This window comes from Streptomyces sp. NPDC104309 (genome assembly GCF_055584025.1).
Genome location: NZ_JBVJMV010000012.1, coordinates 1 through 25242 on the forward strand (window position 1 = coordinate 1; position 25242 = coordinate 25242).

The window sequence follows — 25242 nt, forward strand, 5'->3', positions numbered from 1 at the left end:
CATCGACCGCACCACCTACAAAGCCACCATCAGCATCAACATGCTCACGAGCAGCCCTTGACACCCCAGACCCCGCCCTAACTGAACGGCGTTGCCTCTAGACCACGGGGTCGGGTGACCTGCGAAAACTCTTCTCAGCAGTTCTCACTGTCACCGGTCGGTTTCCATGCCCTTGTGCACCGAGTGTGCACCGCGCGGCCAATTCGCTGACGTGACGTCAGCGGCATGAACGAGGGCCGCTACCCCGACCACGGGGTAGCGGCCCTCGTTCGTCTGCGTTCCCGTCCTCCCGGCGGTCGCCACACTTTACGGACACCACTTCGCGAAACACTCCAGTGGGACGATACGTAGACTTTCGGGCGGCACGTTCATACCTGCCTCAGGCGGTAGGGGACTCAGCGAGAGGCAGTCCCGCGGACGGCCTGAGAGGACAAGGGCCTACATGAACGCATCGGCCGGCGCGAGTCCGTACTCGACCGGCGGGGGCGGGACCGTATTCGAGCACCACTATGGTGCCGTCCTGCTCTCACACCTACTCACCCGCACACCGGTGCCCGGTCTGGGTGACGAGGTGACACCTGTCGAGGTCCGCTTTCAGGCGCGCGCCGTGACCGCCGTGGACGACTACTTGGTCACCGGCTGCGCGGACAATGGACCTCGGCACAGCCTTTCGGTCGCCGTACGCCGCCGCCCGAAGCTGGCCGTCTCGAACCCCCCGTCGGTCGAGCTGATGACGTCGTTCCTGACCACCTTGCAAGAACAGTGGGCGTCTCTGAACGCAGGCCGCTGGCATCTGGCACTGGCCGTGGCCTCACCCTTCCCGCGAGCAGAATCCCTGCAAGATCTGGCCAGATATGCTGTCGCCGCCGCCGGGAGTGCCCGCGTATTTCGTGACCTCGTGGCCGAGCCGGGGCGGCTGAAAAAGTCGGCACACCGTGCGCTCAGAGACCTGGAGGCTTTGGTCACGGGCGCGGTGAACTCCGGTGCCCCTGATTCCGGGCTCGCCCCGGATGCCCTGACGTTTCGGCTGCTGGCTCACCTGTCCATCCTGGACCTTCGCCTGGAGGGCATCCGTCCCGAAGACCGCACGGCAGCCGTGGAGCGACTCCAGCCGGTGGCCGCCCAGGGAGCAGCGGCCGATGGATCCGCGCTGTTCTCGCGGCTGAGGGAATGCGCGAGCGACTACGCTCCGACCGGTGCGATTGTGACCCGCGAGTCATTGCTCCAGGCCCTCTCAGGCTGGCCGCTGACTCAAGCCCCGACTCCACCCACCCCACCAGACACGCCACGACCCCGCCGCAAGCGAGCCGCGAGTCGGAGACTTCCACGCCCCCTGTGGTCGCGTTCGGATCGTTTGCGGTCAGGCGCCTAACCCCGGCTCCACGGCGACACGCTGCTGGTCGTGGACGGCCACGTCCTGCACGGTTTCGACGCCAAGTCGGGCGAGCCGCTGTGGAGACCGAAGCCGATGGGGCACAACAACCAGCCGCCCGTGGACGGCACCACCGTCTTCACCTCGGGGATGGGAAACACACTCCGCCCCCGGGACATCCGCTCGGGCGCAGAGACCGGCCCCCGCCTGGACCGTTGCGCGGCGGCACAGGCGGTGTGCGATCGCGGCACGCTGTATGTGCCGGATCTAAGGGGCGCCTTGCACGCTTACGACACGGCCTTGGGGCGGCGCTTGTGGAGCTGGCGTCCTGAGCCGACGGCCACGGGCTTCCTTGAGCCCCCGCGCATGGTCGATGGCACTGTGTTCGTTACCTGGTTCTGCCCCAACTCCTCCCGGCCATGGGCAGTTCAGGCTCTCCATGCCGACACAGGCCACCCACGCTGGCCCGAACCGCTCCGCCTTCTCCCTCCGCAGCACTGGCTGGTCTCCGGCAACAGACTCCTCGCGATAGCCCCCGAACCCGGCACGAGGGCAGCTTGTTTGGCGACGTACGACGTGCACAGCGGAACTTTGCTGTGGCAGAGGCCATTGAGCGACTTGGTCGTCGGAAGCCCGACGACGTCCGAGACGTCAATCCATCTGGCTCACCCCGACGGCCACGTCTCGTCCTGGGATGCGCTGACCGGCGACAATCGCTGGACGGTTGAGGTCGCGAAATCTCTCCGTACCCGGCCCATGGCGGCGGGCGAACATGTGCTGATCACGTCTTGGGATCCCGGCCGGCTCATCGCCCTGGACGACGCTGACGGAACGGTCGCATGGCGCGGCGCGGTCCGGCCGACCGCCGCGCTCATGACTCCCGCGTACCTCGCGGGCGACTCGGCTTGGGCAGTGAGTCGTGCGGGAGTGCTCCAAGGCTGGGATCTGGGCACCCGGCGACGCCTCGCAGGTAGCCGTGAGGGCTTGCTCTGGAATCCTGACGTACAAGGCATGCCCCTGCTGCACGGCAGTGTCCTTTATGTCGTCACCGGAAACGGCGACCTTCACGCGATAGGCCTCGACGCTGCGGAGTGACGCGTTTCAGCGCCGCACTTTCGGGGTGCCGTAAGCCATCCAGGGGATTGCCAAGAGACTCAGCCGCTCTTGTAGGCCCACGCCATACCAGTCTGCCGGTACTCCTCCACCGGGATCGGCTCAACACCAGCCCGCATGTGGGCGGTGTAGACGAGCCCGCCCAAGTGGTCGATCTCGTGGTGGACAAGACGGGCGAGGCCCCGCTCGTACGCGGTGGTCACCGTCTCACCGGTCAGTGCGGCGGTCTCGACAGTGATCTTCAGGGGCCGTGGGACGATGCCTCGAACATCGAAGAAGCTCAAGCAGCCCTCGTACTGTTCGTCCGTCTCGTCGCAGCAGTCGGTGATCCGTGGGTTGAGCAGAACAATGGCGGGCGCGTCGCCCGGCGGCTGGACGACAGCGGCGGCGCGGCTGATGCCGATCTGTGGGGCCGCGAGGCCCATGCCCTTGGCGAAGGGGTGGACCTGGCCGATTCGGTCCATGGCGGCGAACAACTCGTCTACGACCCGTTCTGCTTCATCCCGTTCGGCGGGCAGGTCGAAGGCGCGGGCAGGTTCGGTGAGGATGGCGGCGCCCTGTTGGACGACTCCAAGGTCTCGCATCCGCTGGCTGGGCCGCATGTCCATCACCTGAACTCCCCTTGGTTCGTATCGGGTTCGGGCTGTGCCCGGAACCGCCATTCCAGACGGTACCGAGCGTGCAGTGCGGGCGTGGTCGTGATCCACGTGAAAGTCCGCTGTTCACCGTCGTCACTGCGGATGGGTGGGGTTCGCAGGGGGGAGGCTTCGGCGGTCATAGATGTCTCAGTGCCCCAGACGACGGGGTCGAGGGCAGCCGGGAAGACTAGCCGGACTTCGAGTTGCTCAGTGGGCAGTCGTACGGCTCGCTGGAACCAGTTGCCCCACTTCTCATGGCCCACGGTGTACGCGTACTCGATCCAGACGGACTCGCCCGGGTAGAGGGGGAAGCGGCCGTGCTCGTTGTCGAAGAGCAGCCAGACTTCCTTGAAGGCGTCGCGGTCGTGCTTCGCCTGCCACCGCATCGCCTCGCCGCGGCAAGTGGCAGTGAGATCGAGTTCGTCCCAGGTCAGGGGATGTGCTCGGTAATGGGCGTTGGATCGCTCGGGATCACCGGGGTAGCGGTCGACGGAGACGCGGATCAGGTAGCGGGTCACCGGCTCGGTGCCGGTGTTACGCAACAGTCGGCGCATGGTGAGCCGGTAGGAGCGGCCGTCGTAGTGGAGGAAGGCCGCGTCGTGCTCGACGACGAGGGCGGAATCGGTTGCGTATGGCTGCTCGGGGCGGCGGGGAGCCGGCGGAGCCGAAGACGTGAGGCTGGTGCGCGCCCGCGCCTTCTCGTACTCACGCCATCGCCGCCAGATGGCCTTCCCCGCGTTCAGCGCCTCGTCGGCGAGCCGGGCGAAGTCCTCGCTGGGCTTGTGGCGGCCCGACTCCACGTGGCTGACGTAGGAGGGGTCGAACCCCATCGCCCTAGCCAGCGCCCGTTTGGGCATGCCGCGCACCTCGCGCCAGCGTGCCACTTCCGCCGCGAAGTCCTCGGCCGCCTGGTCGACGGTGATCTCTTCGCCTTGCGCGTCCATCGAAGGCCCGCCCCCGCGTGATGGTCAGTGAGCATGAATGAACCGTGAGTGATCCCAGTTCATCATCCCGTCACGACCTACGTCACCGGTTTCCTTCCCTCATCACCCCCGGATCGACCTGTCCGGGTAAATGAAGGAGGCACTCGATGCACGTGTTGTACCTGCTCAATATCTCCAATCCCGACCGTCTGTCCGCTGATTCCGGATGGATCTTCGCGGACCTGCTCGCTCCGGCACTGGTGGATGCCGGAGCGAGCGTGACCGTAGCCTCCCCGGCCGCAGTCGGAGACGAACGTTGCGGCTTCTACCTGACCGGGGTGCCGGAAACGAAGTACCGGGCACGGTTCTCGTCCGACCTCGACGAACTGGTGGAACTGATTCGTGACGAGCGGCCGGACGCGGTGGTGGCCAACCAGATCGAGGAGGCTTCCGCCCTACGTGTCGCCTTGATGGAGGCCGGATCGAACGCACTGCTGGTCGGCTACTGCCACTACCTTCCGTTCTCGTTCACTGCCGAGGGGCAGCTACTGCTCGACCCCTCCATGAACGACGCCGGACTGGGCAGGCCCGTACTGCTGGCATTCGCCGCTGGGTTGGCCGCTTGCGACCGGGTGATGGTCCACTCCGGCATGGCCGCGTCCTGGGTGTCTGCCGCTGCCACTCGAATGACGGTGGATCTCGACGACAAGCTGCGGGTCGTGCCCGCTCCCCGCGACGAACGCCTCGTTCGGGACCCCGCCCATGCCAAACCCGAGTACCGCGCTGGTGCGATCGGCGTCTACAACCACCGGCTGTACGCGCACTACGGCACCGAGCAGTTCGTGGATCTCGCCGCTCCTGGCACGGTCCGGCTGCGAGTCATGGATCTCTTCGGGGCGCGCCGCGCGGAGCGGAAGAGCCTGGACGACAGTCCCGAGCGGATGCGCGACCAGCTCGCCGCCCTGCCGCACGTGCAGATCGTGTCTGACCGGGGTGACCGCGTCCGCTACAAGAACCTGCTGTCCGGTGCCCGCTTCGGCATCGCCCCGTTCCGCCCCGGTTGCCCCTGGTCGATGAGCGTGATCGACTGCCAGGGCATGGGCCTGCCGGTCATCGCGCCCCGGTTGGGCTGGCTCGCCGAGCACATCGACCCCGAGCTGTGTTTCACCACACCGACTGAAGCCGTCGAACTCGCCGAGCGCCTCGCCACTGACGATGAGTTCCACGCCGTGCACGCCAAGCGTGCTTACGCCTCCACCGCTGACTTCACGCCCGCACGGGTCGCCGCACGCTACTTGGAGGCCCTGTCGTGACGCTTTTCGACGCCCTTCTCCTGTCGTACGACGAGCCGATGGCCGACGCCCTGCACTCGCGGCTGCAACGGACCCTCGGGGGTTCGGTCAAGCGCCTGCACGGGGTGCACGGGATGCGCAGGGCCTACCGGCTGTGCGCCGAGGTCGTGGACCGCGAGCAGTTCCTCCTCGCCGACGGGGACTTTGCCATTGCCGCCGACTTCGATGTGGCTGCAGTCGAACCGCTGAACGAGGGGGTTTCCATGCGGGTGTGGCGAGCGATCAACCCGGTCAACGGCCTGGCTTATGGATACGGCGGGCTCAAGCTCATCCGCCGCAGTGCCCTGCGTGAGATGGGCGAGGCCGTGGACGTGCTCGCTGCCCTGCCTGGACGGATCGAGTTCGCCCAGCAGACCGCGGGGATCACGCGGTTCAACCAGAGCCCCTTCCACGCGTGGAAGGCCGGTTTCCGGGAGTGCGCGATGCTCGCTCGCGGAAGCGAGTACGGCATGGCCGACGATGACTCCCGCCAGCGGGTGGAGGCATGGGCCAATAGCCGCAATGGCGAGTTCGCCCCGTACGCCGCCGCCGGGGCTCGCGAAGGGGTCGCCTTCGCCAAGGAGCGCACCCGCGCCTCCGGACAGTTCGACCACCTCAACGACCCCACGTGGCTGCGGGCAAGGTTCACCGCCGCCCACGGGGACCAGGCGGTAGGCGGGTGACCGGACCCCTGGTGCTGATCGAGCCATACGCCGACCGCCTGGGCGGGCACCACCAGCGCACGCTGGTGGCCCTCGCTCAGGCGCGGCCCGGGAGCCTGGTCATCGCCCCACACGGGATCGCCTGCGAGGTGGTGGCGGCCCTGCGGGAGGCTGGGCCCCGGCTTGTGACTGCACCGGCCGGGCACCCGGCGGCCATACTGCTGGCCGTCTCCCGCCTTGCGGCCGGGTTCTCCAGGGCTGGGCTGCCGGTCTTCCGCTCGCGCCGCCGGCCGCGCTTCCTCCGGCGGCTTCCGCACCAGACCACCCTCATCGCCCGGTGCCTTGCGGAGGCGTCGACCCTGCGGACCGCCCGCCGACTAGAGCCCGGCGCCGAGGCGGTGGTGATCCTGAGCGCGAGCGAGGCCCTGCACGGTGCCGCCGCTCTCCTCGGCGGACTACCACACCTGCGGTTCATCCACGAACAGGTCACTACCGAGGACGCCGCCGTGCGGTTCCTCGGCCGGCTCGCCCGCCGGGGCGAGAGGCAGGTTCTGGCGGTGTGCCCGACCCAGGCCGTAGGCGATCAGTGCGCGGCAGCCTTCCCGGACCTGCCCGCGGTGGTGCGGGCCTTCGCGGTCGACGACGGCCGCCGCCTCACCGACGCCGAACGCGACGGCGGCTGTACCGCCTTCGACATCCCCACCGGCGAAGCCGCGGTGTGCCTGGTCGGCGGCTGGTGGCCCTACAAGGACATCGGAGTCATCGACGCCGCCCTGACCCTGCTGAAGGAGCCGCTGCACCTGGTGGTCACCGGCATCCCGCTCGACGAAGCCATGCTCGCCCGATGGCGTGACCTGCCGAACGTCCGCCTCCACACGGTGCCCGGACCGGTCAGCCAATCGGTGCTGCGGCTGGTCTACGCCGCCGCCGACGCCGCCCTGGTCACCCGCCGCCCCGGCGTCGGCAAGGAGTCCGGGCTCGTGATGGACGCCGCCCGCCTCGGCGTCCCCCTGGTCGTCTCCGACCACGACCCCGGTCTCACCGCCCGCCTGAGCGGCCGGCCCTGGGCCCTGACCTTCACCGCCAGCGCCCCGGACACCCTCGCGGAGGCCCTGCACAGCGTCATCCGTCAGCCGCCCGAGCGGCCCGGCCCCGAGGCACCCCACCTGTTGGGGATGTGGTCGGCGGCCGGGCAGGCCGACTTCTTCACCCGCACCTTCGCCTCACTGCGTACGAAGGAGTCCCGATGCTGAGCACCCCTCCCGCGCTGATCGCCGTCGTCGGCCCGGTCGAACCCCCGCTGCTGGCCGCCTGGGTCCGCCACTACCGGTGGCTGGGTGTCGAGCGGTTCCTGATCGCCTTCCACTTCCCCGAGCACGTGTCCGACCAGCAGCGGCACGAACTCCAGGCCGCCAGCCGCGAACTGGGCATCATCCCCACCGGCACCATCACCGGCCCATGGCACGAGCACACCAACGCCCAGCTCAGGGACGCCCTGCGGCACCGGGCCGGCCCGGGCTGGCATCTGCTCGCCGATGCCGACGAGTTCCAGCAATACCCCGCCCCGCTGAGTGAGGTGATCGCCCAGGCCGAGAAGTCCGGGCACCGCGTGGTGGGCGGCCTGATGCTCGACCGGATCGCCGCGAGTGGGCGCCTGACCAGCTGGAGGCCCGAAGTCGGACTGGATCTCGCCTACCCCCTCGGTGGGCACCTCACCCACCGGCTCCTGCACGGAGACCCCCGCAAGATCGTTCTCGCCCGCCACGATGTCACCGTGGCGGGCGGCAACCACAGGGCCCCCGGACAGCGTCCGGATGCCGACCGTATCTGCGCGGTTCACCACTTCAAGTGGCGCTCGGGCGTCCTGGACGACCTCCGCCGCCGGGTCCAGCACTTCTCGACCGGCGCATGGCAGGAACAGAGCCCGGCCGTGCGCGACGAGGCCAGCCGCCTCCTGTCGCACGTCGGCCGGCACGGCGGCGTGATCAACACCAGCGATCTGCGGTTCGCCTTCCGCCGGGTGAGCCTAAACCGCATGCCGTTCGGCTGGCCCAGCGAGGCCCGCAGCATCGTCACGACCTGGCGACCGCACGCGCACACCTGCCAGGATGGAAAATGACCGCGCCCACGGACAGCTCGTCGCGGAAGGGATGACCACGTGCCCCTCGCCGTTCTCCTGGCCGGTCTCACCGGCTCCGGGAAGACCACCGTCGCCCAGGCCCTGGCCGACCACGGCTACATGCGGCTGTCCGTGGACGAGGAGGTGCACCGCCTCCACGGCCGATACGGCGTGGACTACCCCGAGGACACCTACTTCGAGCGCGAACGGCCCGTGGTCGAGGCGATCCGGCAGCGGTTCGTCAAGGAGCTGGAGGCCGGCAACGACGTCGTCCTGGACCACGGGCTGTGGCGGCGCGCCGAGCGCGACGCCTGGCAGCAGGCCGCCCGCGAAGCGGGCGGCCACCCGCTCGTCGTCTACCTCCCCGCCGACCGCGAGGAGCTGCTGCGACGCCTCGCCAAGCGCAACGAGCGCGAGGACGCCAACGCCCTCACCCCCGAAGCCCTCGACGACTTCTTCGCCCGATTCGACTCCCCGGCCGACGACGAAGAAGTGATCGCCCACACCGGAGACCTGGACGCGCTCGTGGCGGCGCTGTCTGCGGTCAGGCACAGGCAGGACTGAAGCAGACCCACTGACTGCTCGATATCACCGACCATGGCGTGGTCCGCCACGTGCTTGGCGTTGGCTGCGCTCGGCGCTCTGCTCGCGCACCGCCGTAGGCGCAGGCTGAGGTGCGGACACGAAGGACGTGGCGCTCACGGTGCTTCGCCTGCGCGCTGCCTGCACGGGCTTGTTCGGCTGGGCGGTGATGCGCCACACCAGGACCTGTGCCGGTGAGTCCGCGGTGTCGAGTTCACGCTCGGCAGCAGCCTCGCTCAGGAGCTGGCGGGCATTGTGGCCGGCGGTCTGGGCGCGGGCAAGCGTGGTGGTGAGGGCGGGCCAGAAAGGATCAGCCTGGATCTGGTCGGCGCGGTCGGGGAGTGCTTGGCGCACGGTGGCCTCGAATCGGTCGATGGTCTGCTGGCGTGGGGCTCGGTGGGAGAGGTCTGCCAGGATCGGCTCGCTGGCCTGCTGGTGGCCGCGCTGTGCGTGCCAATTGGCGGCGGCGCGAGCCAGGTGGAGTGCGGCGAAGATGAGGGCGATGGCCAGCCCGCCCGGCTCGTTTGCGGCGTAGGCGAGTTCCTTGGCGGCGTCCCGCAGGGAGGCGCCGGCCTGGTGGTCGGCCCGGATCGCCGAGCGGCGGGAACGGTTGAACGCCGTCGCTGCTGCCTGTAGTTCGGCCTGGTGGGGGCCGTGAGTGGCGTCGGCCAGGTTATGCAGGGCGTCGCTGAAGGCATCCAGCTGGCCCCGCTCCGGGTCGGACGCACCGCACAGGTTCATGAGCCCTCATCGAGTAACCGATGAGGGCTCATGAACGATCGAGGCTGACGATCAACTATCGGGCGCAGGACACCACGAGGGAATGACTGGGCCTGCGCTACCACTGGTTGCTCGCCGGGCCCTGTGCCGGATTACATGGTCCCCGTCGTGGTGCTCGGCGCAGTCGTGCCACCACCGGTCGTCGGCGCAGTCGTGCCACCACCCGTCGTCGGCGCAGTCGTGCCACCACCCGTCGTCGGCGCAGTCGTCCCGCCACCGGTCGTCGGCGCAGTCGTCCCGCCACCGGTCGTCGGCGCAGTCGTGCCACCACCAGTCGTCGGCGCAGTCGTCCCGCCACCAGTCGTCGGCGCAGTCGTCCCGCCACCAGTCGTCGGCGCAGTCGTCCCGCCACCAGTCGTCGGCGCAGTCGTGCCACCACCAGTCGTCGGCGCAGTCGTGCCACCACCAGTCGTCGGCGCAGTCGTGCCACCACCAGTCGTCGGCGCAGTCGTCCCGCCACCAGTCGTCGGCGCAGTCGTGCCACCACCGACCGTGTTACCGCCGCCGACGGTATTGCCACTCCCCGCGATGACGGAGCCACCGATGGTGGAACCAATGATTTGGTTCAGGTTGTTGGTTGTCTGATTGACGACTTGGTTGATCACTGTCTGCGACAGGCCAAGGCTTCTCCCGGTGGCCTGCGCCGCCGCTACGCCCTGCGCCCTCGCCTCTTGCGGGGAGGCGCCTCTGCTTCTCGCTGCTTGTGCCGCGTTCGTTCCGGCAGCCGCGGCAGCGGCCGCACCTGCTCCTGCCGATGTCGCCGATCCCCCTCCGGTGCAGGCCACAGGGCCTATGGAGAAGCTGCCCGCGCCCGTTACGGCGCTCGGTCCGATACGACCGTCAGGAGAAGGGCGCAGCACCATTCCCCCAGGGGAGACGGTGAACGTCCCGTTGGGATCGAAGTTCTCTCCGGTCAAGGTACTTGCTACCACCCGACACGTTGGGGTCGGGGCAGCGGAAGCAGGTACGACAGTGGTCGCAGCCAACCCTCCGACAAGCGCGACTGTCGCGGCGGAACTCAGGACGACGTTTCCTCTCACGGTTTTCTCCTTTTCGGCACTGTGCTTGCTGTTCCAGTCACCGTCGTGAGCGGCGGGCCAGAGCCACGGCGTGGCTCCGGCGTGACGCTGACGTAGTGACGGAACTGGCAGCAGCAACTCCGAGTGGAATCCCGGAATCCCTCCTCGTACATCTTGCGCATACTTTTTGAGGATGTCGCGCCGAACGCTTTTCCCAGATTCAACCAGTCATCACTGGGGAGTTGACTTGTGACCGTTCGCTGGGCGCCGATACGCGGGAAACAACGGGTGCAGGCGGGAAACAACTGAAGAGCAGGAGAAGCGTGAGAAAATGTACGTGAAGGAACTGCGACGGCTGGAACAAGTGCCGTATGAGGCGCAACCCGGAGAATGTGACCCAGCTGAACGAGACGGGCCAGCAGCAGACCGGACCGAACGATACAATGATTGTCGACGCCCAGTACCAGTTCTACGAGAATCGTCCCTGTTCAGCCATGACGTTGGGGCCGCTGAAGCCCAAGCGCGCTGGTGGGACATTCCAGTTCACTCCGAGCCTTTGGGCTGATGAACATGAAGAAGACAACCTTGCGGAACATCGGTGTCGCAGCGGCGGCCTCCCTCTTGGCGGCTGGCATATTGGGCACATCGGCGAGTGACTCCGTTGCCTCACCGAAGAATTCTCAGGTCGCATCGTCGGTACTCAAGTGCTATACATCCATTCACAATCCGAACGAGACCGTTTGCTATCGGGTTTCGCAGCGGGCTCTGAATACGGGTAGCCGGATTGTATTCTTCCCCTTCCTCATTCAGGTGCCCACGCCTTCGAATCCCCCAGCTCCGACCGTCGTGAATGTTTTGCCGCCGCCCCCGCCGGATCTGCCTCCAGGGGATTCTTCCCACGGCACCGGACAGTCGCTCCAGCCACCAGCCGGCTGAGACCGCCTTCACCGGGGACCGCCGGGCTCCCCGCAGACCGTGGCTCCGGCGTACGCCGGAGCCTGAGGGCTGTCACACGCATTCCCTGGCGGGCGCACGACGACAGATACGGCGCCTCGCTGCGTGGTCGGAACGTCCGAATACATCCAGCTGTCGCCGAGGTCACCACGTCGGAGTTCTTGGATGTCACCGACGCCGCGGCGGACGCGGCGTTGGACTCCGTTGTTCGGAGGCGTTGCCGCCGTCGTCGGAACAGGCGGCGGCCGTCGACGTCACGGCCGTCGTCAGCAGGACGGCCCACGGAGCTCGCGCGGCCTTCCTCGTCATCGCGCCTCCCAGCACCGGCCCATCCCCTCAGTCAAAGGGACGGCGGGCGGGGCCGCATGCCGTGTGCGCCGAACGGGTGAGCGCCGGAGCGGCAGTCGCGCGCAGGGAACGGCTGTCCCCTGGAGGCGCGGTGTCCCGGAGCCTGCGTCGTGACAGTGGACGACGGGACCGCCCGGACGGCCTCGGCGTCCGGGGCCCGTGCCACTGCCACCTGTCCCGTGCCACTGCCACTGCCACCTGTAATGGGTTCTGAGCCGGGTGCGGTCGTACGTGCCTGTGCCCCCGGGGTCTCCGAGGGCACAGGCTTCGGGTGTGCGAGCAGTCGAGCGTCAGCGGCCGTATCGGATCAGGGCGCGGACCATGCGGCAGGTCGTGTCGGACGGCGGGTGGATGCCGATGCGCTCGGCGATCGTGTGTATTTTGTCGTTGGTCGCGGTCGACGGGTAGTAGACGCCCGTGTCGAGCAGGGCGATCGCCAGGCGCATGGCCTTCAGGCGGCGGTTGTGGGTGACGTACCACTCGCGGGGCCGGCCCGCGGGGAGCGGCTTCTTCCGCAGCGGCTTGTGGAGCGGCTCGGTCGTGACTACGGCAACGGCCATGGGCAACCTCCTGGCACGGTCGTGGAACCCTCACGAACTCCCTCTATTTTACGGCCCACCACTGACAATCGTCGCTGGCCGGCGGGGCTTTCGGAACGTCCTTCCCGTACCGTTGGCCCCATGGAGATCTGGATCAATCCCGCCTGTTCGAAGTGCCGCGGCGCGATGGAACTGCTCGACGCGGAGGGTGCCGAGTACACCGTCCGCCGCTACCTGGAGGACGTGCCTTCGCCGGACGAGATCCGGGCGGTGCTCGACCGGCTCGGGCTGGAGCCGTGGGACATCACGCGGACGCAGGAGGCGGAGGCGAAGGAACTCGGGCTCAAGGAGTGGCCGCGCGAAGCCGGTTCACGAGAGCGGTGGATCTCGGCGCTCGCCGGGCACCCGAAGCTGATCCAGCGGCCGATCATCACGGCTGACGACGGGACCGCCGTCGTGGCACGCACGGACGAGGCGGTACGGGACGCCATGAAGCGCTGAACTCGTCGCGGGGCGGAAGCGGTCGGGACCGGCGACGGGTCCTACTGAGCGTGACGCCACGTGCCATGGAGCCGGGCCGGCCCTTCTTCGGGCCGCTGATCGACGACACGGTGGCAGTGCTGCGCACATTCGACGAGAACGAGACGGTCGCGGTCCGACGCTTCCTGCACACCGCTCACCGGGCCGTCGCACCACCTCCCCCGTCCGGGCGGGGTACTGACGGGGCGGCCGGAACGGATGGATCAGTCCCTCGCGCGCAGGGACCCGCGCGCCGCCGCCCCATGCCCCGCTCCCGCTACTCCCCCGCCCGCTCCTCCGCCTCGGCCAGCAGCTCCGTCAGACGCAGGCCGAACCGTACGTCGCAGGAGTGCGGCTCCCCCGTGCGCACCGAGTCGATCAGGGCGTCCACCGCTGACCGGAAGGAGCCGACCGGATCGCTCCACCGCGGCAGTGCGACGGTTCCTTCTTCGCCCCTGAGCTCGATCTCCGCGCCCACCGCGCCGACCGGGGCGCCCAGTGCGAGCGTCACCGTGCTGGAGGCGCCGGAGGTGTGGCGGAGGATCAGGTGCGTGGTGTCGGACGGACCGCGGGCCGCGGTCAGTTGTGTGACGTCGCCCAGGACCGGGATCAGGACCGACAGGACGTGCGGACCGACGTCCCACAGACCGCCCTTCTCGCGGCGCCAGGGCGAGGCCGCGTACTCACTGGTCGCGCCGGGGGCGAACAGCGCCCCGATCCACTCGGCGCGGGCGGTGAACCAGCCGTCCACGGCAGCCTGTTCGGCGACCCAGTCGGATGTCTCGGCCGCGAAGCGCAGGGTGCAGAAGACGATGGACGCGGCCCCCGTATGCTCCGTGGCCCGGGCGACCTCGCGGGCTGCCGCCACGGTGGTCGCGACCGGCTTGTCCAGCAGCAGATGACGGCCGGTGGCTGCGGCGCGGGCGGCGAGCGGGGCCTGGACGTCCGGCGGCACGGCGAACGCGATCGCGTCGCTGGCCGCAAAGAGCTCGTCGATGCCCGCCTCGCCGGTGTACGGCGTGGTGCCGTGGGCGGCGGCCAGCGCGTTCGCGGCTTCCGGTCGTCGGCCCCACACGCCGCTCAGTGCGACGCCGGGGTGGGCTGCGAGGGCGGGGGCCTGGGTGTTCCGGGCCCAGGGGCCCGCGCCGACGAGGCCGATACGCAACGGGGTCGGGGGAAGTGTCGTCATGGGGCAAGTCTGCCGGGTTCGCCGGACCGCTCCCGTATTGAACTGGCGGGGAGTGGACTTCCTGGCTACGTTTGCGGTGCCGGCCGCGGGACTCCGGCGCGACTTCCGGGACTTGCCTCTGAAGCACTGATTTCGCTGTTCGCGCCCCCATTCCCCGGCCGGCGTTCCGCCCCTTCGCACCGGGGCGCGCGACACCACGGGGGAAACCATGACGACCAGCGGCGAGGCCGCGCGCGCCGGGGCCGGTTCCGGCCTCGTCGCCGCCGAGGACGTGCTCCTCTTCGTCAACGCGGCGATCACCGCGACCGGACAGCGCGAGTTCCGTACGACCGCGTACCAGCAGCAACTCTCGCTGGACTTCCTCCATGAGTACGTACGGGTCAACTACCGCCGCGTGTACGCCGCCGCGCTCGCCCTCGACATCAACGACCACAACGCCGCGCGCATCGTCCAGGGGCTGCTGGAGACCGCCGCCGACGCGACCACCGAGGAGAAGCGCACCGAGGGCCGACTGATCGCCGCCCGGCTGGCGAAGCTGCCGCCGCAGCGTGTCTACCGGCTGTTCCGGGCCCTGCGCGGGGCGAAGGTGAACAACCGGCGGACCCGCGCGATCGTGCGCGACTGGCTGACCGCCCGGCCGGATCCGGCGCACGACGCGGTGAAGTACCGCTCCGGGCTGAAGACCGCCGCGCGCCATGTCCACCTTCGGTTCGACGGGCCGGACGAGACGGGGGACTTCCTGTTCCGGCCGGGGCGTCGGCCGCGCTACCGGCACCGGCTGCTCGACGCGTGGCGGCGCGCCCACTACGAGCAGGGGGCCGTCGGCGAGCTGCCCTTCACGTCGCGGAGGGCTTCGCCGCCCGGCACGGGATGAAGCGCGAGGTGTTCCTTGAGCGGGCGGTGCCGAGGATGACCCGGCTGGAGCGGCTGCGGAGCCTGGGGCAGCGCGCCGCCGGGGACGAGGCTCCGCTGCCCCAGGGCGTCGACCTGACCGTGATGCCGCTGACCCGGCTCGCCCTGTACGTCCTGTCGCTCGGCTTCGGGGCGCGCCGGCTCCACCGCGAGGAGCTGACCCGTGCCCTGCGGGCCGCCGCCCGCCGTACGGCGGGACCGCATGCCGGGAGCTGGGGCCGGGTCGCCGCCGTACTGGACGACAGCTACTCGTCGTCCGGATCGGGCGAGAAGCGACGCCGTCCGCTCGCCGTGGCGCTGGCCTGCCACTTCCTGCTGGAGGCGCTGGCCGCGCCGGGGGCGTACACCGCGCTGTGGACCTCGGGCGGCACCGATCCGCTGCTGGTCAGGCCCTGGGGACCGACCCCGCTCGGCATCCGGGTCCTGGACGCCCTGGAGCACGGTCCGGACCGGCTGGTCATCGTCTCGGACGGCTGGGACAACGCGCCGCCCGGACTCGCGGGCGAGGTGCTGCGGGTGTGGCGGACCCGGCTCGACCCGGACCGGCACACGGCGGTGGTGCATGTGAACCCCGTATACGACGCGGACGGATTCGACGTGCGGCACCTCGCACCGGGCGTCCCCACCGCCGGTATCCGGGACGCGGAGGATCTGCCCGCGCTGGTGGAGATCGCGCAGTTCGCCGAGGGACGTACGGGAACGGCGGCCCTGTACGCCTATCTGGACCGCCAGGTCGCACGTTTCACCGGTGAGCAGAGGGGGGCCGCGGCGTGAACAGGCTCGAACTGTCCGGTCTCGCCGCCCGCCCCGCCCAGGTGTGGGGCGGCATCCGGCTGGTGCCGCTGGTGCGTGAGCAGCCGGTCGAGGGGCTCCGGCTGCACCGGGTGCTCTACACGGGGTACGGGAACGGCGTCGTGGACGTCGGTCCGCGCACGCGCTACACCTCGTACATCCCGCACGGCTTCGTCGCCGACTGGTCCGGCGAGGGCGCACAGTCCGTCGCGTACGGTACGCAGCTCGGCGCCGGACCGGGCGCCCCGGCCGGGAACCCGCCGCTCCGGACCGCCCGGCTCCAGCGCCACCACCATCGGATGGCCAAGCGGCAGCCGGGCGACCGGCTGCGCTTCCTGCCGTTGCACCTCGCGCTGGAGGGCTATCTCGCCCTGCACTTCGGTGGCCCCGCCGTCGCCTGGGAGGAGTGGTCGCGCCAGGCGCTGCGCGACGGGCTCTCGCCGCGCGCGGAGGACGCGTACCTGGGGTGGTCGGTGCGCGGGCTCGGTGACGCGCTGCGGGCCTTCGAGATCCATCCCGGCCAGTGCGGGGTGATGGTGTACGCGGCCGACGCGCTCGCCGCCGCCTTCGTGACACCGCATCCGGACGACTACCGTCTGCTGCACCCTTCGCTGATCGAGGATCTGTACGGTGAGCTGGTCCACCAGTACGCGCTCTACGGTGCGCCCGTCCCGGAGTTCGCGGCACGCATTCCCGACGGTCCGCGGCTGGGAACGCTCGCCGGTCTGCGGGCGGCGGCGCTGGCGCAGGAACGGGAGTGGGCCGAGGCACACGACACGCTGTTCGCGCGTGAACTGCTTGACACCCCGTACACCTTCGACCGGGTGTACCGGATGGGTTCGTTCACGCTGTGGCGGTTCCTGCCGCCGTTCCTCCGTAACGGGGAGGGCCGCCACATCGGCGAGACGATCACCGACCACAAGGGGCAGGTCGCGTATCTGAAGACGTTCCGGCTGTCCGAGGCCCAGATCAGGCGCGGACATCTGCTGCACCGGCTCTCCGACGCCGGCTGGCGGCTCGCGCGGGCGGCCGAGGCGCTGGGCACCAGTGAGGAAGAACTGGTGCGACGGATCCGCGCCGCCGGTTTCGAGACCCTGCTCAGAGCCCGCGCGTAGCGCAGTGAACCTCGGTAACACGGGGTTCACATTCGGGCAACGGACGGGAAATCGCGTCTTGCGAAGCTGCGCTGCAGAGACCGGACCGCAGCACCGCAACACCCGCGAAGGATGGCTTCCGTGACGTTCAAGGCTGAGTACATCTGGATCGACGGCACCGAGCCGACCGCCAAGCTTCGTTCGAAGACGAAGATCATGGCCGGGAGTCCGTCGCAGGATGTGGCGGAGCTGCCGATCTGGGGCTTCGACGGTTCGAGCACCAACCAGGCCGAGGGCCACGCCTCCGACCGGGTGCTGAAGCCGGTCTTCACGTGTCCGGACCCGATCCGCGGCGGCGACGACATCCTCGTCCTGTGCGAGGTCTTCGATATCGACATGACGCCGCACCAGTCCAACACCCGTGCCGAGCTTCGTCCGCCGGCCGAGCGGTTCGCCGGCCAGGAGCCGATCTTCGGCATCGAGCAGGAGTACACCTTCTTCGACGGCCACCGCCCGCTCGGCTTCCCCGAGGGCGGCTTCCCGGCCGCGCAGGGCGGCTACTACTGCGGGGTCGGTGCCGACGAGATCTTCGGCCGCGACATCGTCGAGAAGCACCTCGACAACTGCCTGAAGGCGGGCCTCGGCATCTCGGGCATCAACGCCGAAGTGATGCCCGGCCAGTGGGAGTTCCAGGTCGGCCCGCTGTCCCCGCTGGAGGTCTCCGACCAGCTGTGGGTCGCCCGCTGGCTGCTGTACCGCACCGCCGAGGACTTCGGCGTCTCCGCGACCCTCGACCCGAAGCCGGTCAAGGGCGACTGGAACGGAGCGGGTGCGCATACCAACTTCTCCACCAAGGCGATGCGCGAAGGACCTGAGGGCTATGCCGCGATCATCACCGCGTGCGAGTCGCTGGGCGAGGGCTCGAAGCCGATGGACCACGTCAAGAACTACGGCGCGGGCATCGACGACCGTCTGACCGGTCTGCACGAGACCGCCCCGTGGAACGAGTACAGCTACGGCGTCTCCGACCGAGGCGCCTCGGTCCGCATCCCGTGGCAGGTCGAGCAGGACCGGAAGGGCTACATCGAGGACCGCCGCCCGAACGCCAACGTCGACCCGTACGTCGTCACGCGGCTGATCGTCGACACCTGCTGCACCGCGCTGGAGAAGGCCGACCAGGTCTGATCCTCGACCGTCGTCAGCACGAGGGGCGTCCAACCGGCCGGTTGGACGCCCCCTCAGCGCCTCCGCCGCCCCGCGGGCCCGCCTCCCGGGCGCGTGAGGAACATAACGCCAAGGGTCCGTATCGACGGCTGGGAGAGGCCTGCTGCGCCGTCACGTTCTCTGGTTCAATGGGGGCATGGCCAGCATCCAGTACACCTCGACAGGTCGCAGCGACCTCGAACCGTTCTGGCCGTCCCGTCAGCATCACGACTTCGACCGGGTGTGTTGCCGCGCGTTGAACGCGCAGGCCCTCTAAAGCCGCTCACCCCGGCCTTCGGTCCGCGCGCCAGTAAGTCCGTCCCTCGACGACTCCTTCGCGCGAAAGAGCTGACCCTCATGGCGAACACTGATGCCTTCTCCGCCGCAGCCGCTGCCACCGCGGCGCCTACGGCGACCGCTGCGGCCACCACCTCCGCCCGCCCGCTCTCCCCCAACCGCCACCGGCTGCGCGCCGTCGCCCCCGACGAGGTCGTCCAGCTGGCCGATGTGGCCGATTTCCTGCCGCCGGGTGCCACCTGGCTGCCCGCACCCCAGCACACCCTTCCCGCGCTGCCGGGCCGCCCGCCGATGATCGGCTACCTGGTGCTCGTACCGGCCGACCAGCAGCCGGCCGTCACCCCGGCGACCGCCGCGGCGGCCCAGTACGTGGTGCCGTCGCCGGTGAAGGACCCGGTCGCGGGTCCGGTGCGCATCGACCCCGTACAGCGCATCGCCGCGGTCGACGGGAACACGCTCGACCTCACCTTCCTGGAGTTCGAGCTGCTCGCCCACCTCGTCGCGCACCCGCACCGGGTGCACACCCGCGATCAGTTGGTGACCACCGTCTGGGGCTACGGGCATGTGGGCGATGGACGCACCGTGGACGTCCATGTCGCCCGGCTGCGCCGCAAGCTGGGCGCCGAGCACCGCCGGACGATCCAGACGGTGCGGCGCGTCGGCTACAAATACGCCCCCTGAGGCCTGTTACCGTACGCAGCCAAGCACACCATTCGGTCGGATTCTTGCCCTCAGCTGCGCATATCGGGCGCCCGTGCGGTAGCCGCAGCCGGCTCGGCTGCCGCTCGGTAGCTCCCCGGTGAGGTCGCGTGCCTCCAGGATCTCCTGGGCCTTCCTGCTGCTCTTCACACCGGTCGGTTTCGCCGACCGGAATCGGTTCGAGTCCCGGGAGACATGGCCGTCCGTAGGGAAGCCCTCGGCCAGGTCTGGGGCGCACGTGGCCGCCTGCGGGGAGTGTCCACAGGCTGCCGCCAGCTGAGCCCGGTCACGCCGGCGTCACGCCGCGGTGATGCCCGGCACCCCACGCTGGCTGGTGCAGGCAAGCGCAAACCCGCTTTCACACGCAAGGAATCCACCATGATGAGAAGCATTCGGCAAGGAATTCCCCGCATCATCGGCGCGTCGTGCTTGGCCGCGGCCCTCGCGGGCGGCGTAGGCGCGACGAGCGCCGCAGCAGCGCCCCAGACCCCGTCGACGGCCCCGTCCGCAGTCTGCAATCGGTTCCAGCCACAGTTCTGCAACGGCAACGTCCTCCAGCAGGGCGCACAAACCGGCCGTGGCAACGGCAACGTCCTCCAGCAGGGCGCGCAGACCGGCCGTGGCAACGGCAACGTCCTCCAGCAAGGTGCACAGACCGGCCGTGGCAACGGCAACGTCCTCCAGCAAGGTGCACAGACCGGCCGTGGCAACGGCAACGTCCTCCAGCAGGGCGCACAAACCGGCCGTGGCAACGGCAACGTCCTCCAGCAGGGCGCACAAACCGGCCGTGGCAACGGCAACGTCCTCCAGCAAGGTGCACAGACCGGCGGCAACGGCAACGTCCTCCAGCAGGGCGCACAAACCGGCCGTGGCAACGGCAACGTCCTCCAGCAAGGTGCACAGACCGGTGGCAACGGCAACGTGCTCCAGCAAGGTGCACAGACCGGTGGCAACGGCAACGTCCTCCAGCAGGGCGCACAGACCGGCCCCAGCAACGGCAACGTGCTCCAGCAGGGCGCACAGACCGGCCCCAGCAACGGCAACGTCCTCCAGCAGGGCGCTCAGACCGGCGGCAACGGCAACGTCCTCCAGCAGGGCGCACAGACCGGCGGCAACGGCAACGTCCTCCAGCAAGGTGCACAGACCGGCGGCGACAACGGCAACGTCCTCCAGCAGGGCGCACAGACCGGCGGCGACAACGGCAACGTCCTCCAGCAAGGCGCACAGACGTGACCCCTGTCGCGTGCTGACCGCGCCAAACCCACCGACCAGCTCGACAACGCGAACCCGCCACTGGGCAGTGGCGGGTTCGCCAGTTCCGTGATAATTCCATCCTCTCGAACTGTGGAGTCATTCCGATGCAACCAGCTCCGCGGCGAGGCCGGTCCGGTATTCGCGTCGCCCTGATCCGGGCCTCGGCCCGGCCGGGCAAGCGGGCGGCCGGGCGAGCGGGTGGCCGGGGAAGGTACGGCGGTGGACGTACTTGACCTAAGGGGTGTCGAACGCCTCGCTCACGGCGTAGTCGAAGCACGACCCGACACGGCCGTGACGATCTCCTCATGTCGCCCACCCGGACGACATCGGGTTCCTCAGCGACGAAATGTCGCTTCATGTGATCCGGAGCAGCCAGGCCCTTCCTCTGCCTGGTCAGACCTCCGCGGCGCTTCACCACGCGGGCGTCCAGGCCGAGTTCGGCCACTTTCCCTGCGATCAATGACTCCACGCCACGACGGGAACCCAAGAGGACCGAGTGAGTGACGGCAGCCCGTCGATCCAGAACGAGCATGACTGCCGCGGGAGGACAAGAACGTGGATTTGGCGATGCCTGTCGGCATACACGTGAACGTACGCAGTCGGTACGAATTCAATGGGTCTTGCAAGATTTTCGTGACGTCGGCCGTACAACTCCTGCGCACCGGCGACGCTCCGACACAGCACCTGGAATGGCCGACAAGCGTAACGGCCTTCTCAGAACCGTGCATCCGCACTGAGTGCGGTGTCGGTGGAGCGGTGTCCGTGGAGGGCGGCCTGGTGCGTATGGCCGCCTGTACCGGCGATCACGTGGAGCTGACCTGTCCGGACTGCAGCTGCGCCTCATCGCGGGTGCACAGCCGGTACGCCCGGACTGTGGCTGATCTCGCGGTCGGTGGCCGCCCGGTGGTGATCGACCTGTCGGTACGGCACTTGTTCCGAGACAGTCCCGGCCGCGTACGGCGGACGTTCGCCGAACAGGTCGAGGGGCCGGCCGTGCGCCACGGCCGCAGTACCTGCACCAAACAGTTCGCCGGTGGTCTGCAGAGCGACTTCGAAGCGATCACCGCCGGGGCGGTCCCGTACGTGGGGCTCCGGGCAGTGCGGAGGCCAGGTGACCTGAGCCGAGCTCCTCAAGCGCCGCGGCTACGGCCGCACCGGCCTCCCGCTCCTTCGCGAGCACATCCTCTTGGCGTGAACAAAGGACGTGCTGTCGCCCTCATCACGAAGATCTCGCAAGAGCCCGTTCAGGTGAGCGGCCATGCACGTCGGCTCGTACTCCGACGTGCATGGCCGCTCACGCAGTCACAGCTACAGGGATCCGTCACCGGGGCGCGGCGACCGCTGCAGTTCGGACACGAGCCGGCGCAGCCGCGGTGTGGGCCGAAGCCCCAACTCGTCGTGGAGGTGCTGCTCGTAGCGTTCGAAGTCGCACAGTGCCTCGGACCGATTGTCCTCCGCCAGGTGGGCGCGGATCAGCGAAGCCTGGCTGCTCTCCCGCAACGGATCCGCTTGGACGGCCGCATGGGCGGCCGTCACAGCCCCGGCGAACTCCTTCGTGTCGATGAAAACACCCGTCAAAGCCTCAAGGGCGTGGAGTCGAAGCTGCCGCCATTGCTCCGCCTCCGGCAACGTCCACTCGTCGTACCAGCCGGGCAGCAGATCGACGGAGAGCTGGTCGACGGTCGCCGCGTTGAGGTCGAGCTCCTCGGCCGGGACACGGGGATCGAGTATGTGCTGGGCCAACGACCGAGCTCGGTACAGGTCGACGGTGGCCTCCCGCGCGAGGCGCAACTCGGCGGGGCAGATGTTCAGTGCTTGTTTCCCGAGGCCCTGCAGGCGGGACAGTGCCGACCGCAGGTTCGTGTTCGCACCTTGCTCGGATGCTTCGGGCCAAAGACTCCCGGCGACCAGAGCCCGAGGGACAGCGGCCCGGTAGTTGAGCGCGATGAACGCCAGAAGTCGCTTCGAGCCGACCGGGACGGTCACCGGTTCATCGCCGACCACGATGTCGAAACCGCCGAGAAGAGAGATGCTCACGGACGGCCCGAGCCTGGTGGGGGGCGGAGAGAAAGCGAGATCATATGAGCTCATGGCTTTGGGATCGCGTAGGGGTCGGTTTACCCGGCGCCCGTCGACCGGCCGCGCCGCCATTGCTGAGGGCCAGCGATCTTTACACCTCCCGCTTAGCCATGCTGCTCTACCTGCCGAGAGTTGTCGAATTGTCCCAATCGGGGGCAAGGAATGGTGCCCTCCGGCCGAGCTTCCGCGGGTATGGCGCACGGGTCGAGCCGACGGGCGGTGGCCACGGTCGTCCTGGACCGGGGGCGGCCCCGGTCCAGGACGTGGGGTTCTTCTGAGCGCGGCGAACGGGGGAATCGGGCTGCCCGGCACGGCCGGGTTCAGCGGGTAACAGCTGGTGCGAGTGACGTCCGCAGATGGCACCGCGGCGCATCGCACGGCACAAGTGCGCCGGGGTGACCCTGGCACCACTCGCTCGCTCTGTTGAACGTGCGAACACTGCCAGAGGTACCTGCCGCAGCCGCCCCGGCCCATGGTGAGCAGGCCGGGGCCGTCGGTCAGCCGCGCGTGCCCGACGTGGCCGGCGCCTCGGTCGTCCCCGTCTCCGGCTCGCCGTGCTCCAGGCCCGGCAGCCGGGCCAGTCCGCGCGGGGTCCGCCAGTTCCGCTCCCCCAGCAGGGCCATCACGGAGGGCAGCAGGATCATCCGTACGATCGTGGCGTCCAGCAGTACCGCGACGGCCAGGCCGACGCCCATCTGCTGCATGTCCTGCATCGACAGCGTCCCGAAGACCGCGAACACCGCGACCATGATCATGGCGGCACCGGTCACCGCGCCCGCCGTCCGCCGGATGCCCTCGTCGATGGCGGCCCGGGTGCGCAGACCGCGGTCACGGGCCTCACGGATCCGGGAGACCACGAACACGTGGTAGTCCATGGAGAGTCCGAACAGCACGACCAGGACGAACAGCGGAATCCAGGCCTCGATCGCGCCGACCCCCTCCGAACCGATCAGCGAGGCCCCCCAGCCGTGCTGGAAGACCGCGACCATCACTCCGTACGCGGCGGCCACGGAGAGCAGGTTGAGCACGATCGAGGTCACGGCGATGACGTACGAGCGGAAGCAGAACAGCATCAGCAGGAAGGTCACGGCCGTGATGAAGGCGAAGACCGGGACGATGCCGCGCTTCAGCTGGTCGTTGAAGTCCACGGACCCGGCGATCTCCCCGGTGACGTACACCTGGGCCCCCGTACCGTCGAACGCGGCGGGCAACCGCTTCTCGCGCAGCTCGGCGAGGTCGTCCTCACCGCCGGGGAGCGGTACCTCGATCTCGGCGACGTTCTGCGCCGTGTGGACGGTGACCTTGTCGAAGCCGCCGAACGCCTTGCGCAGCGCGGGTGTCCCGATGTGGTCGGCCTTGACCACGACGCGTGCCGGAGCGGGGCCGCCGGGGAAGTTCTCGTTGATCTGCCGGTAGGCGACCGAGAGCTGCGAGTCGGAGCCGAACTGCTTCTCCAGGCCCAGCTGTTCGGTCTTCATGCCCAGGGCGGGCGCGGCCAGGGCGAGCAGTACGACGACCGAGGCCGCCGCGAAGATCTTCGGCCGCGACAGGACCGGCTTCAGCACCGTGCCGGCGAATCCGCCGCCGGTGCCTGCGCGCCGGTTCCCCCGCCGGTTTCCCCGGCGCCCGAGGAACGGCACCCGTCCCGCGTCGGTCCGGTCGCCCAGCCAGGACAGCAGTGCGGGCAGCACCGTCACCGAGCCCAGCATCGCGATGAAGACCACGATGATCGTGGCGAGCGCGAAGCCCTTGAACAGCATCAGGCCGGACAGGAACATGCCGGCCATCGCGACCATGACCGTGACCCCGGAGACGAGTACGGCCCGGCCGCTGGTCGCCGCCGCAATCCGCAGGGCCGTTTCGGCATCGCGCCCCGCCGCCCGCTCGTCGCGCTCGCGCCGCAGGTAGAAGAGGCAGTAGTCGACGCCGACGGCGAAGCCCATCAGGAACATCACGGAATACGTGGTCTGGAACAGGTGCAGTTGGTGGCTGGCGAGCGAGAGCAGTCCGAAGGCGGCCATGCAGGCGGTCAGTGCCAGCCCGACCGGGAGCAGGGCCGCGACGACCGCCCCGAAGGCGACCAGCAGAATGCCCAGGGCCAGGGGTACGGCGGTGAACTCGGCCTTCTTGAAGTCCTCGGACAGCAGGTCGCCGAGCCATTTCCCGGCGCTGGCCTCGCCGAACTGGTGGATGGTGACGCCGGGGTGGTCCGCCCGGACGCCGGCCACGGCGTCGAGCACGGGCGGCACCCTGTCCGGCGCCGTCGCCGCGTCCCCCTTCATGTCAAAGGTGATCAGCGCGTCCTTGCCGTTCTTGGAGGGGATCGGCGCCGCGACGTTCGTCACCTCGCCGGTCCTGCCGATGGCCGCGGCGACCTCACGGGCGGCTCCCCGCCAGTCGCCCGCCTTCGCGGTCGACACCATGACCAGTTCACCGGCGGGCTGCCCGAGCCCGGCGTCGTCGAGAATCCGCTCGGCCCGCGCCGAATCACCGGCGGCGTTCTCCGCGTCGGACATCTCGACCAGACCGGACGCCCCGCCGATGGCCGTGGTGAGCACGACGAAGAGCAGCCAGCCGAGAATGGCGGTCTTGCGGTGGTGTGCGCTCCACCCACCGATGCCTGCCGCGAGGTTACGCCTCATGGCGTGTTCGCCCCCAGAAGTCGAATCGAAGTCAATGGCAGCCGACGCCGGACGCGTCGCTGACGGACGCTGATGAATCTAGGAACGGCCGGCCGGCCGCCCCAGCCGTCGGGCCCCCCTCTCACGGAGCCGTAGGGCGAGGTCGTCGGGGTGGTGCTGGATACACCCCGCCCGGGTGGCGA

General features: G+C 69.3%; 20 protein-coding genes and 3 pseudogenes. 15 read left to right on the forward strand and 8 right to left on the reverse strand.

What is annotated here, in order from left to right; translation table 11 throughout:
* The first annotated feature begins 442 nt into the window (after nucleotides 1-442).
* Together ACZ68L_RS18900 and ACZ68L_RS18905 are read left to right on the forward strand one after the other, a co-directional pair.
* Nucleotides 443-1372 carry a hypothetical protein gene (locus ACZ68L_RS18900; protein WP_469578178.1) on the forward strand — a complete coding sequence of 310 codons (930 nt, stop codon included), beginning with the start codon at nucleotides 443-445 and terminating at the stop codon, nucleotides 1370-1372.
* A gap of 150 nt (nucleotides 1373-1522) precedes the next feature.
* Nucleotides 1523-2467: a PQQ-like beta-propeller repeat protein gene (locus ACZ68L_RS18905; protein WP_469578700.1), complete on the forward strand. Its 945-nt coding sequence runs from the start codon at nucleotides 1523-1525 to the stop codon at nucleotides 2465-2467.
* A 59-nt stretch (nucleotides 2468-2526) separates the two neighbouring features.
* Here the strand turns inward: ACZ68L_RS18905 and ACZ68L_RS18910 are convergent, their stop codons facing one another.
* Nucleotides 2527-3087, reverse strand: coding sequence for a peptide deformylase (locus ACZ68L_RS18910; protein WP_469578180.1), 561 nt, complete (start codon nucleotides 3085-3087; stop codon nucleotides 2527-2529).
* Between the two features lie 5 nt (nucleotides 3088-3092).
* The gene (locus ACZ68L_RS18915) at nucleotides 3093-4067 is read right to left on the reverse strand and encodes a helix-turn-helix domain-containing protein (protein WP_469578183.1); all 975 of its coding nucleotides are present in this window, start codon (nucleotides 4065-4067) and stop codon (nucleotides 3093-3095) included.
* A 146-nt stretch (nucleotides 4068-4213) separates the two neighbouring features.
* On the opposite strand from ACZ68L_RS18915, the gene ACZ68L_RS18920 reads away from it, so the two are divergent.
* The 5 genes from ACZ68L_RS18920 to ACZ68L_RS18940 are packed head-to-tail and all read left to right on the forward strand — an operon-like array spanning nucleotide 4214 to nucleotide 8722.
* Entirely contained in the window at nucleotides 4214-5359 is a 1146-nt protein-coding gene (locus tag ACZ68L_RS18920; RefSeq protein ID WP_469578185.1) for a glycosyltransferase family protein, read from the forward strand.
* On the forward strand, nucleotides 5356-6060 hold the full coding sequence (locus ACZ68L_RS18925; RefSeq protein ID WP_469578187.1) for a hypothetical protein: 705 nt from the start codon (nucleotides 5356-5358) through the stop codon (nucleotides 6058-6060). Before ACZ68L_RS18920 ends, ACZ68L_RS18925 begins: the two co-directional genes overlap by 4 nt.
* On the forward strand, nucleotides 6057-7292 hold the full coding sequence (locus ACZ68L_RS18930; RefSeq protein WP_469578190.1) for a glycosyltransferase family protein: 1236 nt from the start codon (nucleotides 6057-6059) through the stop codon (nucleotides 7290-7292). Before ACZ68L_RS18925 ends, ACZ68L_RS18930 begins: the two co-directional genes overlap by 4 nt.
* Complete coding sequence (locus ACZ68L_RS18935) at nucleotides 7286-8158, forward strand: glycosyltransferase family 2 protein (RefSeq protein WP_469578192.1); 873 nt, start codon at nucleotides 7286-7288, stop codon at nucleotides 8156-8158. Before ACZ68L_RS18930 ends, ACZ68L_RS18935 begins: the two co-directional genes overlap by 7 nt.
* Nucleotides 8159-8197: 39 nt before the next feature.
* A complete protein-coding gene (locus ACZ68L_RS18940; RefSeq protein ID WP_469578194.1) occupies nucleotides 8198-8722 on the forward strand; it encodes a P-loop nucleotide/nucleoside kinase family protein in 525 nt (174 codons plus the stop codon).
* 54 nt (nucleotides 8723-8776) lie between these two features.
* On the opposite strand, the pseudogene ACZ68L_RS18945 reads toward ACZ68L_RS18940, so the two are convergent.
* Together ACZ68L_RS18945 and ACZ68L_RS18950 are read right to left on the reverse strand one after the other, a co-directional pair.
* A pseudogene (locus ACZ68L_RS18945) lies at nucleotides 8777-9451 on the reverse strand (relaxase/mobilization nuclease domain-containing protein); the annotation flags it as partial.
* Nucleotides 9452-9578: 127 nt separating this feature from the next.
* Nucleotides 9579-10004 carry a hypothetical protein gene (locus ACZ68L_RS18950; RefSeq protein ID WP_469578197.1) on the reverse strand — a complete coding sequence of 142 codons (426 nt, stop codon included), beginning with the start codon at nucleotides 10002-10004 and terminating at the stop codon, nucleotides 9579-9581.
* A gap of 927 nt (nucleotides 10005-10931) precedes the next feature.
* Here ACZ68L_RS18950 and ACZ68L_RS18955 point away from each other — a divergent pair.
* Entirely contained in the window at nucleotides 10932-11195 is a 264-nt protein-coding gene (locus ACZ68L_RS18955; protein ID WP_469578200.1) for a hypothetical protein, read from the forward strand.
* Between the two features lie 936 nt (nucleotides 11196-12131).
* On the opposite strand, the gene ACZ68L_RS18960 is transcribed toward ACZ68L_RS18955, so the two are convergent.
* The gene (locus tag ACZ68L_RS18960; RefSeq protein ID WP_376222640.1) at nucleotides 12132-12401 is read right to left on the reverse strand and encodes a hypothetical protein; all 270 of its coding nucleotides are present in this window, start codon (nucleotides 12399-12401) and stop codon (nucleotides 12132-12134) included.
* 120 nt (nucleotides 12402-12521) lie between these two features.
* Here ACZ68L_RS18960 and ACZ68L_RS18965 point away from each other — a divergent pair, with 120 nt between their 5' ends.
* Nucleotides 12522-12881 carry an arsenate reductase family protein gene (locus ACZ68L_RS18965; protein WP_469578207.1) on the forward strand — a complete coding sequence of 120 codons (360 nt, stop codon included), beginning with the start codon at nucleotides 12522-12524 and terminating at the stop codon, nucleotides 12879-12881.
* 295 nt (nucleotides 12882-13176) lie between these two features.
* Here the strand turns inward: ACZ68L_RS18965 and ACZ68L_RS18970 are convergent, their stop codons facing one another.
* The gene (locus tag ACZ68L_RS18970; protein WP_469578211.1) at nucleotides 13177-14088 is read right to left on the reverse strand and encodes a Gfo/Idh/MocA family protein; all 912 of its coding nucleotides are present in this window, start codon (nucleotides 14086-14088) and stop codon (nucleotides 13177-13179) included.
* Nucleotides 14089-14296: 208 nt separating this feature from the next.
* Here ACZ68L_RS18970 and ACZ68L_RS18975 point away from each other — a divergent pair.
* The 6 genes and pseudogenes from ACZ68L_RS18975 to ACZ68L_RS19000 form a co-directional block, all read left to right on the forward strand.
* Nucleotides 14297-15774, forward strand: a pseudogene (locus ACZ68L_RS18975) (hypothetical protein).
* A complete protein-coding gene (locus ACZ68L_RS18980) occupies nucleotides 15771-16907 on the forward strand; it encodes an ARPP-2 domain-containing protein (protein WP_469578214.1) in 1137 nt (378 codons plus the stop codon). Before ACZ68L_RS18975 ends, ACZ68L_RS18980 begins: the two are co-directional and overlap by 4 nt.
* Nucleotides 16908-17027: 120 nt before the next feature.
* Entirely contained in the window at nucleotides 17028-18071 is a 1044-nt protein-coding gene (gene glnII / locus ACZ68L_RS18985) for a glutamine synthetase (protein ID WP_469578218.1), read from the forward strand.
* A gap of 375 nt (nucleotides 18072-18446) precedes the next feature.
* The gene (locus ACZ68L_RS18990) at nucleotides 18447-19067 is read left to right on the forward strand and encodes a winged helix-turn-helix domain-containing protein (protein ID WP_469578221.1); all 621 of its coding nucleotides are present in this window, start codon (nucleotides 18447-18449) and stop codon (nucleotides 19065-19067) included.
* 396 nt (nucleotides 19068-19463) lie between these two features.
* Nucleotides 19464-20318, forward strand: coding sequence for a hypothetical protein (locus ACZ68L_RS18995; protein ID WP_469578224.1), 855 nt, complete (start codon nucleotides 19464-19466; stop codon nucleotides 20316-20318).
* Between the two features lie 804 nt (nucleotides 20319-21122).
* A pseudogene (locus ACZ68L_RS19000) lies at nucleotides 21123-21254 on the forward strand (transposase family protein); the annotation flags it as partial.
* Nucleotides 21255-21647: 393 nt separating this feature from the next.
* Here ACZ68L_RS19000 and ACZ68L_RS19005 read toward each other — a convergent pair.
* The gene (locus ACZ68L_RS19005) at nucleotides 21648-22376 is read right to left on the reverse strand and encodes an AfsR/SARP family transcriptional regulator (protein WP_469578227.1); all 729 of its coding nucleotides are present in this window, start codon (nucleotides 22374-22376) and stop codon (nucleotides 21648-21650) included.
* Nucleotides 22377-22915: 539 nt separating this feature from the next.
* Complete coding sequence (locus ACZ68L_RS19010) at nucleotides 22916-25060, reverse strand: MMPL family transporter (RefSeq protein WP_469578232.1); 2145 nt, start codon at nucleotides 25058-25060, stop codon at nucleotides 22916-22918.
* Nucleotides 25061-25242 lie beyond the last annotated feature (182 nt).